The organism is Planotetraspora mira, assembly GCF_016863275.1.
GTDB lineage: Bacteria > Actinomycetota > Actinomycetes > Streptosporangiales > Streptosporangiaceae > Planotetraspora > Planotetraspora mira.
In genome coordinates, this window is the sequence record NZ_BOOO01000002.1 from 240041 (window position 1) to 253155 (window position 13115).

Below are 13115 nucleotides of genomic sequence, written 5' to 3' on the forward strand. Positions count from 1 at the left end.
ACGCCGCATCCCGTCTTCGGGATGCGGCGTTTTGACGTTCCCGCCTCACCTGGCGACTGGTGTGTACGGAACGTCCGGTTCATGTCTCGATTTCGATATCACAGCGGCATCCCCGCACCGTATCGGCTCGATCACCGATCATCCACGACCCGTTCCGGATCCCTAGAGTGTCAAGCTCTGGATTCGGCGCGGACAGGGACGGTTCATGCGGGGGCGTACACCGATGGTTGTCCGGCGCGCGCTGAGTGAGCCACTGCTACTGGTCGCGGCACTCGGCTCGGTGCTTCTCGCCACGACCACACTCGTCGCCCTCATGGTCTACGCGGTGTCCGTGACCGAGGACGGCGTCCGCCGGGCGATGGAGACCGCTCCGCTCGCCACCCGGGTCGTCACGGTCACCTCCTCCGTCACGGCGGGCGACTTCACCCGGATCGACGGGCTCGTCCGCGAACAGGTCGCCGCCCGGTTCGGCGACGTGCCGGCCCAGGTGACGTCGAGCGCGCTCTCCGACTCCTACGCGATGCCGGGCCAGGAGAGGGCTGAGCGGCCCGAGCTGACCAGGTTCGCCACCTATGAGGGCCTCGACCGGCACTCCACACTCCTCAGCGGAACCTGGCCGGCGGACGCGGGCGCCGGAACCACCGTCCAGGCGTCGGTGTCCGAGGCCGCCGCCCGGGCGATGAGCCTGTCGGCCGGTGACCGGCTCAGGGTCGTGGGGCGGCTCGACGGCCGACCGGTCACCGTGCGGATCACGGGAGTGTTCCGTCCCGGCGACCCGTACGGCGACGGCGGCATCGGTGACGAGCTGCTCCTGGCAGGCGTCCAGAACGGCGACTACACCACCTACGGCCCGCTCGTCGTGTCCGCCGGCACCTTCCTGGACCGGTTCACCACGTCCGTCTCCGCGAGCTGGCATGCCGTACCCGATCTGAGCGGCCTCCCCCGGGAGCGGCTGCGCCCCTTCGCCGGGTCGGTCGCCGCGATCGAACCGGGGGTCAGGTCGAGCTGTACCGACTGCACCGTCACCAGCCTCCTGCCCGACATGCTCACCCAGCTCGACCGGGCGGCCCTGGTGGCGCGCTCGACGATGCTCGTCCCGGTCCTGCAACTGCTGCTCCTCGCGGCCTACGCGCTGACGCTCACCGCCCGCCTGCTGTCGGACCACCGGCAGATGGAGGTCGCGCTGCTCCGGTCGAGAGGCGGCGGCTCGATCCGCCTCGCCGTACTGGCCGGAGGCGAGGCGCTGCTGGTCGCCCTGCCCTGCGCCGTCGCGGCGCCGTTCCTCGCACCCGTCCTGCTCCGGCTGACCAGCTCGACCGACGTACGGCTCTCGCCGCCGTCGGCGCCGGCCATGTTCGCGGTCTCCGCGGCCGTGGCGCTGGCCTGCGCCGTGCTCCTGGCGCTGCCCGCCATCAGGAGCGCCCGCCGCACCTACGTCGAGGAACGCGGGGCGCGGGGCCGCGGAGCGCGACAGGGCATCCTCCAGAGAGCGGGCGCCGACCTGGTGCTGCTCGTGCTGGCCGGGCTCGCGATCTGGCAGTTGCGCCACTACGGCGCGCCGGTGACCTCTACGGCGGGCGGCGGCCTGGGGATCGACCCGCTGATCGTGGCGGGACCGGCGCTCGCGCTGCTCTGCGGAGGGATGCTCGGCCTTCGCCTGCTCGCACCGGCGTCGGCCCTCGTGGAGCGGCTCACCGCGCGCGGCACCGGGCTCGCCTCGGCTCTCGGGTCGCGCCAGGTGAGCCGGCGCCCGACCCGGTACTCCGGCCCCACCCTGTTGCTGACCATGGCGATCGCCATCGGAGTGCTCTCCCTGGCCACGGGCTCGACCTGGCGGGCGTCCCAGGACGACCAGGCCCGGCACCTGGCCGGAGCCGATCTCCGGATCGCGGTGCCCCCGGGAGGCGACGCCAGGGAGTCGGCCTACGAGTCGTTGCCCGGAGTGACCGCCGTGACCGGCGTCCACCGGAGTGTGGCGTCCATGGGCGGCGGCGACGTCACCCTCCTCGGCGCCGACGCCGCGAAACTGGGCACGATCATGTTGCTGCGGCCCGACCTGTCGGACGCCCCGCTCGCCACGCTGACCTCACGGCTTCAGCAGAAGGGCGCGGCGCTGCCGGTCGTGGTCACCCCCGGCCTGGCCCAGCTCAAGACGATCACGATCGGCTCGCAGGTGGTGCCCGTCCACGTGGCGGGGACGATCGCCGCCATGCCCGGCACGGCCGCGGGGACCCCCGCCGTGCTCGCCGACCTGTCGGCGTTACGGGCGGCGAAGGTCCCCCGCGATCCCACGGAATGGTGGATCTCCATCAGCGGCCATGACACCTCGCGTGCGGTGACCGCACTGGGGGCGGATCCCGCGGAGACCGTCACCGATCTGGGCGCGCTCGCCCGGCGGCTCGGTGCCGACCCGCTGGCGGCCGGCCTCCAGGGGGCGTTGACGCTCGGCTTCGCCGCCGCCCTGGCGTTCGCGCTGCTGGGCTTCCTCGTCAACGCGGCGGTGTCGGCCAGAGAACGCCGGGCGGAGTTCGCCCTGCTGAGGGCGCTCGGCGTGACCTTCCGCCAGATGATCGCCCTACTGGCGGTCGAGCAGTCGTTCGTCATCGCCCTTTCCCTGGCGGGCGGAGTCCTCCTCGCGGGGGTCGTCGCCGCCGTCGTGGTGCCGGCCATCGTGCTGACCGGGCAGGCGACCGCCGTCACGCCCCCGGTCCTGCTGGACATCCCGTGGCCGACCGTGGCCGTCCTCATCCTGACGATCACGGTGAGCCTCCTGGTGGTGGTCGGCGGCCTGGCCCGGTCGCTGCACCGGCGGGGACCGGGCGGCGTGCTGCGAACCGGGGAGGACCGATGATCCGGCTGCTGGCGGCCCACCGGGGCGTGGCGGCCCTGCTGGCCGCGCTGGTGCTGAGTGTCTCCCTGCTCGTGGCGGCCCTTCCCCGGATGCTGGAGGCGTCCTACGACGAGGGCGCCCAGCGGCTTCTGTCGAACTCGCCCCCGCAGCTCACGTCGCTCGGCGTGGTCCTGAGCACGAGCTACTACGCCGAGCCGCTGGGCAGCATCGAGCAGGTCGTCGCGAAGGACGACGACTGGCGCGCGGAACTCCCTCCCGCCCTGCGGCAGGTGACGAACGCCGAGAAGCTGTTCAGCGTCGAAACCGAGCGGCAGCGGATCCTCAACAGGCGCAACGAGCATCTGACGCTCGCATGGGTCTCCTCCGCCGAATCCGCCGTCCGCTACGTCAAGGGCCGCCCGCCCGGGCCCAGGAAGGGCACCCGGTTCGACGTCGGCCTCGCCGCACCCGCGGCCGCGGAAGTCGGCATCAAGGTGGGTGACGTCCTCCGACTCGACGGCTTCTCCGCCAAGGTCACCGGACTGTATGAGCCGGTGACCGGCGCCAAGGCGTTCTGGGCCCACTACGACAGCCTCGGCCGTGTCATCAGGGCGCTCCCCGTCGGGGCGATGGAAGAGCAGATGTACCTCGCCGGCCTCACCGACGGCGACAGCGTGGCGACCATGAACACCAAGCGGACTTACCAGTGGTTCATGACCGTGAAGTCCGGCGCGGTCACGGCCCGCAACGCGGAAGCCGTGCGCACCGGGGTCGCCGACTTCCGCTACCGCATCTCCGACAGCGGCTCCGGCATCTCCCTGTCGACCAACCTCGACCGGCTCATGACGCAGTTCCTGGACCGGCTCGCCCTGACGCGGACGCTCATCGCGGTGCTCCTCGGCGGCCTCATCGTGGTCTGTGCCGGCACGATCGCGCTCGCCGTACGCCTGCTCACCGAACGCGTACGCGGCGACCTCGCCTTGATGCGCGCCCGCGGCGCCTCGCTCCGGCAGGTCACCCTCATGGGCACCGGAGCGGCCGCCCTCATGGCCGTGCCCGCGGCTCTCATCGGCTACCTGGTCTCCTTCGCCGTACCGGGGCCCGTCACGCCGATCGTCCACATCGGGCCCGCGCTGCTCGCCCTGGCGGCCGTCTGCTTCTGCGCCGTCTGGGTGGCCGGCGCACACCGGAAACCGCTGGACCAGCGCAGAGACGACATCGTGGCGGCGCGGCCCTCTCCACGGCGGATCGCCATGGAGGTGCTCGTGGTCGCGCTGGGCGTGGGAGGCGTGCAACTGCTGCGCACCCGCGGGCTCGGCACCGACGACCCGCTCCTCTCGCTGGCTCCCCTGCTTCTCGCCCTCGCCGCCGCGGTCGTGACGTTGCGGGTCTATCCCCTGCCGCTCAGGCTGCTGGTACGGCTGACCGCACGAGGCCGCAACGCCTCCTCGTATCTGGGCCTGACCATGGCGGCGCGTGCGGCGGCGGGCGTCGCGCTGCCCGTGCTGGCGCTGCTTCCCGCCCTGTCCATCGGCGCGTACGGCTCGGCCACCGTGCAGGGCATCGACACCGCCCAGCGGCAGGCCGCGTGGCAGATGATCGGCGCGGAGATCCGGGTGGAGGTGGATCGGGACACCCCCACCGGCCTGGTGGAAGAACTACGGCGGACACCGGGCGTGAACGCGGTGGTGCCGGCCTCCGTGGGCTCGATCACCGCCGATGTGGGCTTCCGCGGGCTTCCGGCAATCGTGGTCGCCGTCGATCTGGAGGCCTACCGCCGGCTGGTCGCCGGCAGCCCGCTGACCTTGCCGCGCGCGCCGGGCTCCGGAGCCCTCATCACCCGCGGTCTGTCCGCCATGTCGAGCTTCGACATCACCTGGCCGAAGCACATGACCGTGGTGCCGAAGGGCATCGTCACGTCGTTCCCCGGCGTGGACGTCGCGGGTCAGGATCTCATCGTCGTCCCCGCTGTCGCCGGGAAGGCCAACACCCTGCTCATCAGCGGAGACGCCGAGGCCGTCAGGTCGGTGGTCAAGGCCGGGATGCCGTCGGGCGCCGTGATCAGGACCGTGGACGGGGCGCTCGACGGCATCGCGGATGAACCGCTCGCGTCGGCACTCGTCACCGGCCTGTGGGTGGTCACCCTCGCACTCGCCGTGTACGCGCTGATCGGCGTGGCCATCGCCTTCGTGTCCCGCGCGCCGGAGCGTGCCCGGGCCCATGCGCTGCTGGCCGTGCTCGGCCTGACCGGACGGCAGGCGAGGGTCCTCACCCTCCTGGAGGTGACCCCGCTGCTCCTGCTGACGACCTGCGCGGGGGTCGCCCTGGGCATCGGCCTGCCCTCATTGCTCGGAGCGGGCGTCGACCTGGCGGCCTACGCGGGCCTGCCGGACGGCGCCCCGTCGCTCGCCCCGCAGACGCCCGCGCTGCTGTTCGCGGCCGGCGTCGCGCTCATCGCCCTCGTAGGCTCCTACCTTGGAGGTGGCCATGCCAAGTCTGGCCGATCTTGAGGCGCAGGCGGGAGTCACACGTCCCGCCTTCGGTGAAAACGCCCATATCCTGTGCGACAACCTGGTTCGCATCTACAAGACCGAAGGCTCCTCCCGTGGCTCTGATCGGAGCGCCGCGGTCGAGGTGGTCGCCCTGCAGGGCCTCGACCTGCTGATCGACAAGGGTGAGCTGATCGCCATCGTGGGCGCGTCGGGCTCGGGCAAGTCCACCCTGCTCAACGTGCTCTCGGGGCTCGACATCCCGACCGCCGGGCTGGCCCGCGTCGCCGGGATGGACCTGCTGTCGATGACCTCCCGCGACCGGCTGCGCTTCCGCCGCTCCATCGTGGGGTTCATCTGGCAGCAGACGGCGCGCAACCTCCTGCCGTACCTGACCGCGCGGGAGAACGTGACGCTCCCGATGCGGCTGGCCGGCCGCAAGGTCGACAAGGCACGGGCCGGCGACCTGCTGGAGCTTCTGGGCGTCGCCGAATGCGCCGCCCGGCGGCCCGGCGAGTTGTCCGGCGGCCAGCAGCAGCGGGTCGCCATCGCCGTGGCCCTGGCCAACTCCCCCGAGGTGATCCTCGCCGACGAGCCGACGGGCGAGCTCGACAGCGACACCTCCGAGGACGTCTTCGCCGCCCTCCGCGGCGCCAACCGCGAGCTCGGCGTCACCTGCGTCATCGTGACCCACGACCCGACGGTGTCGGAACAGGTGGACCGCACCATCGGCATCCGCGACGGGCGCACGTCGAGCGAGACGCTGCGCCGCACGTCACAGGACGGCGGGGTGATCGCGGAAGAGTACGCCGTGCTTGACCGCGCCGGCCGTCTGCAGCTCCCCCGGGACTTCATGAACGAACTCGAGATGGAGCGCCGGGTCCGGCTGGAGCTCGAACGCGACCACATCGGAGTATGGCCGGCCGATCGCGAAGGTGAGCCGAATGACTGAGCCGCTGGTCGTCGTAAAGGGTCTGCGCAAGACCTACCAGAAGGGCCCCAAGGAGGTCGCGGCGCTGAAGGACGTCTCGTTCGAGGCGTTCCCCGGCGAGCTGATCGCCATCAAGGGACGGTCGGGCTCGGGCAAGACCACCCTGCTCAACCTGGTGGGCGGGCTGGACCGGCCGGACGCGGGGCAGGTCACCATCGCGGGCCGCTCCGTCACCGGCATGGCGGAGTCCGGCCTGGTGGAGCTGCGCCGGGACGTGGTCGGGTTCGTCTTCCAGACGTTCGGCCTGGTGCCGGTGTTGTCGGCGGCCGAGAACGTGGGCGTGCCGCTCCGGCTCGCGAAGGCTGCGGCGCAGGAGCGCGAGGAACGCGTCCGGGTGCTGCTGACGCTGGTGGGGCTGGCCGATCACGTCAACCAGCGGCCCTACGAGCTGTCCGGCGGTCAGCAGCAGCGGGTGGCGATCGCCCGAGCTCTGGCCAACCGGCCGCGCGTCCTCATCGCCGACGAGCCGACCGGGCAGCTCGACTCGCAGACGGCACGCCAGATCATGGAGCTGATCCGTGCCCTGGTCAGGAGCGAGGGGGTCACCGCCGTCGTCGCGACGCACGACCTCGGCCTGATCGCGCTGGCCGACCGGGTGCTCGAACTGCGCGACGGCCTGCTCGAGGAGGCCGCCTCCTAGCGTGCGGTTCATCTCTCGGGAGCAGCCACGGGCGTGCCCACTTCGCGGACGTGGTCCGTACGCACTTGAGCCGGGTCCGTACGCTCTCGAGCCGGGTCCGTACGCTCTCGGACCTCGGGCAGGGCGACGACGGCGAGGTTGACCGAGGCGACGAGCACCGCTGCGGCGATCAGCGGGATCGCAGTCCCCGCCCAGGCGGCGAGGGGAGCCGCGACGGCGAGACCGATCGGACGCGACGCGAACGAGATCAGCGCGTCGAACGATCCGACCCGGCCGAGCGCCTCCTGCGGGATCCGGCGCTGCATGACGGTGTCCCACAGCGGGATCAGCAGGCCGAGGCCGAACATGGCGATGAAATAGGCGCACGCGACCACCACGAGCGGCGCCGGAATCGCCAGGGCCACCAGGGGGACGGCGTAGAGAGCGGCCGAGGCGTTCGCGACAGCGATCGGCCGTGAGATCGGAAGCCTCGGCGCGAGGAAGACGCCCGCGACCGTCGCCACGGTCCCGGCCTGGGCGATGACGATCCAGGCGGACTCCCCGCCCAGGCTGCGCACCGCGATGATGGGCCCGAGCGTGAGCAGGAAACCGGCGGCGAGGTGCCAGACGCCGTGACCGAGCAGGCTGGTGAGGAACCATCGGTGCCGCCTGGCCTCACGCCAGCCCTCACGCAGGTCGGCGAGGAAGTGCCGCCGCGGGCCGGCGGGCGGCGCCGTGACGAGCCCGCCCAGGGTGACGGCCGAGCCGGCGAACAGAATCCCCGTGATCACGAAGGACCAGCCCGGGCCGGCCCAGAGGGTCAGACCTCCGGCGAGCGCGGGCCCGCCGATCTGGGCGAACCCGTTGACCATCCCCAGTCGCGCGTTAAGCCTCAGCCTCCCGTCGGGCGGAGCCACCGCTACGACCAGTGGTGACACGGCCGGAATCCCGAACGCCACGGCCACACCCGTCAGTGCCGCCAGTCCGGCGATCTCACCGACGGAGGGATCACCGAGTAGCAGCCTCGCGCCGATCATCACCTGGGCCGCGCATCGCGCCAGGTCCGCGACGAGGATGACGCGTCTTGGAGGCAGCCGATCCGCCACCACCCCGCCGATCGGCAACAGCAGCAACATCGGAATCGTCTCGGCGGCGAGCACGATGCCGAGATCGAGCGCCGAGCCGGTGGCCCGGATGACGGCGAGGGTCAGCCCGGTGGGGATGAGTGCGGTGGCCAGTGCGGCGACCGCCCGTCCGGCGAGGAGTCGAGCAATCATGTTTTCGAAGGTATTTCGTCAGCAAACTATTCGTCAACTAAATATATTTCGCCGTATGATCGGGAGGTGGACGACTCGGTGGACCGGCACATCGCCCGTTGGCGCGGCAAGGCGCCCTTCGACGAACGCGCGGAGGCGATCGTCACCAGGCTGCAGTTCCTGGTGAAACACCTCTACCGGAGCAAGGACACCGCGCTCGCCGTCGTCGGCCTCCAGGACTTCGAGTTCGAGACGCTGCATCAGCTCGCCTCACGTGGCGAGCACGGCCGAGCCACTCCCTCAGAGCTCGCCGCGGACCTCAAGCTGTCACCGGCCGGCATGACGGGGCGGCTCGACACCCTGGAGAAGGCCGGCCTCGTGCGGCGGGTCCGCAGTGAGGAGGACCGCAGGCGCGTGGACGTCGAACTCACCGAACAGGGGCGTGCGACCTGGCTGAGGGCGATGGACGTGCGAGGAGAGACCGAGACGGACATGGTCGGCGTTCTCACCCCGGCCGAGCAAGATGTGCTGGCCGCACTCCTCAAACGGATGTTGCTGCAGATGGAAGGACCCCACGCTCCAGCGGCTCCGGCCGAGTGAGCTCGCGCCCCGCCAGGATCGGCGGCCGAAGCCGGTACGACGGCTCAGCTTGTTCGCGGCCGATACGGAGGCTCGGCTGTGCTCGAGCGGTACGACGGCTCAGCTTGTTCGCGGGCGGTACGGCGGCTCAGCTGTTCGCGGCCCGCCGGTACGGAGGCTCAGCGGCCGGTACGGCTGGCAGCGATGACCTGGACGGCGCGTTCCAGGGCGTACGCCGGGTCCGTGCCGGCGCCCTTGACCTGCTCGTCGGCCGACGCGACCGCCTGCATGGCGATGGAGATGCCCTCCGGCCCCCATCCGCTGAGCTGGCGCTTGACCCTGTCGATCTTCCAGGGGGGCATCCCGACGTGGCCGGCGAGCTGAGCTCCGCGCAGGTTTCGCGGCGCGCCCCCCACCTTCGCAAGTGAGCGGAGGCCCCCCGCGAGGGCACTGACGATCAGCACCGGCGCCACCCCGGTGGCCACTGCCCAGCGGAGCTGTTCGAGCGCCTCGCCGAGCCGTCCCTCGACGGCGAGATCGGAGATGGCGAATCCGGTGACCTCGGCCCGGCCACGGTGGTAGCGGGCGACCGCGGCCTCGTCGATGTTCTTCCCCGAGGTGTCGAACGCCAGCTGGCCGCAGGCGGCGGCCAGCTCGCGGAGGTCACTGCCCACCGCGTCGAGCAACGCCTGGGCCGCGGCGGGGGCGATCGTCCGGCCGTGCCGCCTGACCTCGGCCTTGATGAAGTCCAGCCGCTCCCCCGGCTTCGTCGGCTTGGCCACGGTGACGACCTCGGCGCCCGCCTTCTTGACGCCGTCGACGAGGGCCTTGCCCTTGACCCCGCCGGGGTGGGCCAGGATCAGGACGGTGTCGTCCGCCGGGTGAGCGGTGTACTTCACGATCTCGGCGATGACGTCCTTCTGGAGATCCTGAGCCGAGCGGATCACGACGACAGACCGGTCTTCGAACAGGGACGGCGAGGCGAGCCGGGTCAGCTCCCCGATCTCGACCTTCCCTCCCACGAGGTCGTGCACCTCCGCCTCCGGGTCGGTCCCGCGCACCGCCGACACGATCGACCCGACGGCGCGGTCCACGAGGAACTCCTCGTCGCCGACGACAAGGGTCACGGGAGCTGGGTTCGCCATGTCTGGCAGCATGCCACGCCGCGCCGGGTGTGGCACATCCGCCGGCGTATGGATCTCAGCCCTTCCGCGGCACGATCCCGAGCCGGCCCTCCTGGACGGTCACCGCGAGGTCACCGGACAGGTCGGTACGGTAGACCCGCATGCCGAGCCGGCTGAGCCGGTTCGTCGTCAACGGGGCGGGATGCCCGTAATCGTTGACTGCGCCGACGCTGATCAGCGCGGCACGCGCCCGGGTGGCGGCCAGGAATCCCGGATCCTGGCGCCCGCTACCGTGATGCGGGACCTTCAGGACGTCGACGGGCGGGATCCCGAGACGCGACAGGACGGCCTGCGACTCGGTCTCGAGATCTCCGGCGAGCAACGCGGATCCGAGGAGCCTCCCCGCCGGTTCGAACCAGCGCACGAGCAGCACGACGCTGGCGTTGTTCGCGATGGCTCCCTCCCCCGGACCCTCACGAGCGGCGTCAGAGGACGGGGCGATCACGGTGATCTCCGCGCCGCCGAACCGCCACCGCGTCCCTGGCGGCATCACCCATTCGGGGACTCCCTTCGTCCGCAGGCGCCAGGAGACGCGGGCGCTCTCCCGCTCGGGGACGCGGCCCGGGCTCACCAGCGCCGCGCCCACCGCTCTGCCTCGCATGGCTCCCTCAAGACCTCCGACGTGGTCGAGGTGGGGATGCGTGAGCACCATCAACGGCACCTGCCGGACATCGAGGTCACGCAGACACCGGTCGACCGGTCCCGGCTCCGGGCCCGTGTCGATCACTATGGCCTTGCCAGGCCCCGCCGATACGGCCAGCGCGTCTCCCTGGCCCACATCGCAGGCCACCAGTAACCAGCCCGGAGGCGGCCACCGCGAGGCCACCGGCCCGGCGACCAGGACGGCGACCAGTGCGCCCGCCAGCAGAGCGAGGGCGATCCGCCTGCGCGCCCGTCCGCGTAGCAGCGCCCAAGCGGTCACCGCCGCGACCGCCAGGAGAACCAGCCCGCCCGGACCTCCCGGCCAGCCGATCGTCGCCATGGGGACCCCGGCGGCGTGCTCGGCGACGACGATGATCCAGCCGACCGCCCAGCCCGCGGGATGGACCAGGATCTGCGCGGCGCCCATGCTCAACGGAGCGACGATCGCCGCGGCGAAGCCGAGCACGGTGGCCGGTGCGACGGCCGGCCCCGCGAGCAGGTTCGCCGGGATCGCCACCAGGTCGATCCTGCCGGACATCAGCACCAGCACCGGGGTCACGGCCGCCTGGGCCGCGGCGGGCACCGCGATCGCCTCGGCGGCGAGCACGGGCATCCGCTCCGCCAGACGTTCGCGCCAGGGCGGGGCGAGGACCAGGATGCCGCCGGTAGCGAAGACGGACAGGGCGAAGCCGTACTGCCTGGCGAGTCCCGGATCGAAGAGGATCAGGCCGAGCACGGTGGCCGAGAGGATGGCCACCCCGTCCTTCGGCCGGCCGGTGCCGAGTGCGACGGCGGCGATCGTCCCCATGACGAGTGCGCGCAGCACGCTGGGAGACGGTCTCGCGACCACGGCGAAGCCCACCATCGCGGCGACCGCGACGAGGGCGCGCAACGGCAGTGAGAGCCCTCCGAGCCTCGCGAGGGCGAGGGCGGCTCCCGCGATCAGGGCGAGGTTGGCGCCGGAGACGGCGGTCAGATGGCTGAGCCCGGCCGTTGTGAGGTCCTGCCTGACCTGGTCGTCCAGGCGTGACACGTCGCCCACCACCAGGCCTGGCAGCAGACCTCGCTGGTCGGGAGAGAGCACATCGCTGGCCTCCCGCAGGCCGGCGCGCAGCGCGCCGGCCACCGTCTGCGGCGCCGAGGGCCCGGAGAGGGATCGCGGAGGCCCGCGCACGAGCATGACGGCCGCGGTGAGCTCGCCCGGCTCCGCGGGCCCCAGACGCCCCCGCACTCTGACCCGCTGGCTCGGCAGCAGGGAACTCCATCCATCCCCCGACCCGAACAACACGACCGGGACGTCCACGGCGAACCGCGCCGTGCCCGCGCTCACGGACACCATCCGAGCCTCGACGACCGCGCTGTCCCGGCGGGCGACCCCACCGCGATGGGGCCGGACGCGAGGGTCGTCGGTGATCACGACGTCGGCCGTCACCGAGGCACTCCGCGCCGCCAGTCCGGGCACCGGGCCGGTGCTGACGGTGTGCACCTTGAAGGCCACGACCGCCGCGGTGGCCGACAGGCAGGCGAGGACTCCCACGACCACGTTCCGGAAAGCAGGAGATCTCGCGCCCAGGGCCCACCGCCATGTCCTCCGTGTTCGCAGGCCGGACGGTCTGGAAGCACGCGGGCAAAGGGCCCAGCACGCCGCCGCCGCGACGGCGGCGGTGACCGCTACCACCGCTCCGACGACGGCCGGTTGCCCCAGCAGGACGAGCGCCGCCGCCCAGGACGCCAGAGCGGGTGCGACCAGCAGCAGCGAGTGCGCCATCCCGGGCTTCGGCGTCGGGCCGCCTCCGGGATCGGCCTGCCCGGCGGTCACAGGGCGACCCTGTCCTTCATCTCCGAGAACCGCTTCTCTCCGACCCCGGACACCTCGCGCAACTGGTCGACGCTCTGGAACCCGCCGTGGGCCTCGCGGAACTCGATGATGCGCGCGGCGAGCACGTCGCCGACCCCCGGTAGGCCGTTGAGCTGCTCCGCCGTCGCCGAGTTGAGGCTGATGAGGCCGCCCGCCGCCGACCCTGCCGCCGCGCCCGCAACGGAGCCGCCGCCGGGAGTCATCGGTGTGGGAGAACCCACCACGATCTGCTCGCCGTCCACGAGACGTCGCGCCAGGTTCACGGCACCCGGCTTCGCACCCGGCCGGACCCCGCCGGCGGCTTCGATGGCGTCGGCGACCCGGGACCCCGTCACCAGCGACAGCACCCCCGGTCGCCGCACCTTGCCGGTCACGTACACGACCACACTCGTCGTCGGCGACGGGGAAGCCACGACCGAGGCCACGCTCACAGGTGCGGGAGGGGCCAACGGCTCGGCCACCGGCCGCGACCGCAACGCGAAGATGCCGGCCGCGATCGCCGCGAGCGCGCCGAGGACGACGAGCGCCCTGAGACCCGGCACGCCAGGATCGAGCAGCGGCACCGTCCCGGACAGGCGCCCGCGTATCCGCGCCCCGAGTGTGTCCACGGTCGGTGGTTCCTCCTCCGATGGGCCGGGTTCGTCAGCCTCACGCGTCGCGGCAGCCG

Annotated in this window: 9 protein-coding genes; 5 read left to right on the forward strand and 4 right to left on the reverse strand. The window is 72.2% G+C overall.

The window, feature by feature from the left end; all coding sequences use genetic code 11:
- Positions 1-223 precede the first annotated feature (223 nt).
- From Pmi06nite_RS02890 to Pmi06nite_RS02905, 4 genes are read left to right on the forward strand one after another with little or no spacing between them, the layout of a single operon-like run.
- On the forward strand, positions 224-2851 hold the full coding sequence (locus tag Pmi06nite_RS02890) for an FtsX-like permease family protein (RefSeq protein ID WP_203951222.1): 2628 nt from the start codon (positions 224-226) through the stop codon (positions 2849-2851).
- On the forward strand, positions 2848-5340 hold the full coding sequence (locus tag Pmi06nite_RS02895; RefSeq protein ID WP_203951223.1) for an ABC transporter permease family protein: 2493 nt from the start codon (positions 2848-2850) through the stop codon (positions 5338-5340). Before Pmi06nite_RS02890 ends, Pmi06nite_RS02895 begins: the two co-directional genes overlap by 4 nt.
- Positions 5318-6271: an ABC transporter ATP-binding protein gene (locus Pmi06nite_RS02900; protein ID WP_203951224.1), complete on the forward strand. Its 954-nt coding sequence runs from the start codon at positions 5318-5320 to the stop codon at positions 6269-6271. Before Pmi06nite_RS02895 ends, Pmi06nite_RS02900 begins: the two co-directional genes overlap by 23 nt.
- Positions 6264-6950, forward strand: coding sequence for an ABC transporter ATP-binding protein (locus Pmi06nite_RS02905; protein ID WP_239113538.1), 687 nt, complete (start codon positions 6264-6266; stop codon positions 6948-6950). The genes Pmi06nite_RS02900 and Pmi06nite_RS02905 overlap by 8 nt, the downstream gene beginning before the upstream one ends.
- Positions 6951-6958: 8 nt before the next feature.
- On the opposite strand, the gene Pmi06nite_RS02910 is transcribed toward Pmi06nite_RS02905, so the two are convergent.
- A complete protein-coding gene (locus Pmi06nite_RS02910; protein ID WP_203951225.1) occupies positions 6959-8206 on the reverse strand; it encodes an MFS transporter in 1248 nt (415 codons plus the stop codon).
- Between the two features lie 66 nt (positions 8207-8272).
- Here Pmi06nite_RS02910 and Pmi06nite_RS02915 point away from each other — a divergent pair, with 66 nt between their 5' ends.
- Positions 8273-8785: a MarR family winged helix-turn-helix transcriptional regulator gene (locus tag Pmi06nite_RS02915; RefSeq protein ID WP_203951226.1), complete on the forward strand. Its 513-nt coding sequence runs from the start codon at positions 8273-8275 to the stop codon at positions 8783-8785.
- Positions 8786-8943: 158 nt separating this feature from the next.
- On the opposite strand, the gene holA is transcribed toward Pmi06nite_RS02915, so the two are convergent.
- The 3 genes from holA to Pmi06nite_RS02930 are packed head-to-tail and all read right to left on the reverse strand — an operon-like array spanning position 8944 to position 13056.
- Entirely contained in the window at positions 8944-9909 is a 966-nt protein-coding gene (holA, locus tag Pmi06nite_RS02920; protein ID WP_203951227.1) for a DNA polymerase III subunit delta, read from the reverse strand.
- Between the two features lie 55 nt (positions 9910-9964).
- Entirely contained in the window at positions 9965-12409 is a 2445-nt protein-coding gene (locus Pmi06nite_RS02925) for a ComEC/Rec2 family competence protein (protein ID WP_239113540.1), read from the reverse strand.
- Positions 12406-13056 carry a ComEA family DNA-binding protein gene (locus Pmi06nite_RS02930; protein ID WP_239113542.1) on the reverse strand — a complete coding sequence of 217 codons (651 nt, stop codon included), beginning with the start codon at positions 13054-13056 and terminating at the stop codon, positions 12406-12408. Before Pmi06nite_RS02930 ends, Pmi06nite_RS02925 begins: the two co-directional genes overlap by 4 nt.
- Between the last annotated feature and the right edge of the window lie 59 nt (positions 13057-13115).

Excerpts from the sequence above, each read along its gene's own strand:
- holA (WP_203951227.1), bottom strand. The coding sequence starts at position 9,909 with ATGGCGAACCCAGCTCCCGTGACCCTTGTCGTCGGCGACGAGGAGTTC.
- Pmi06nite_RS02890 (WP_203951222.1), top strand. The coding sequence starts at position 224 with ATGGTTGTCCGGCGCGCGCTGAGTGAGCCACTGCTACTGGTCGCGGCA.
- Pmi06nite_RS02910 (WP_203951225.1), bottom strand. The coding sequence starts at position 8,206 with ATGATTGCTCGACTCCTCGCCGGACGGGCGGTCGCCGCACTGGCCACC.
- Pmi06nite_RS02895 (WP_203951223.1), top strand. The coding sequence starts at position 2,848 with ATGATCCGGCTGCTGGCGGCCCACCGGGGCGTGGCGGCCCTGCTGGCC.
- Pmi06nite_RS02905 (WP_239113538.1), top strand. The coding sequence starts at position 6,264 with ATGACTGAGCCGCTGGTCGTCGTAAAGGGTCTGCGCAAGACCTACCAG.
- Pmi06nite_RS02900 (WP_203951224.1), top strand. The coding sequence starts at position 5,318 with ATGCCAAGTCTGGCCGATCTTGAGGCGCAGGCGGGAGTCACACGTCCC.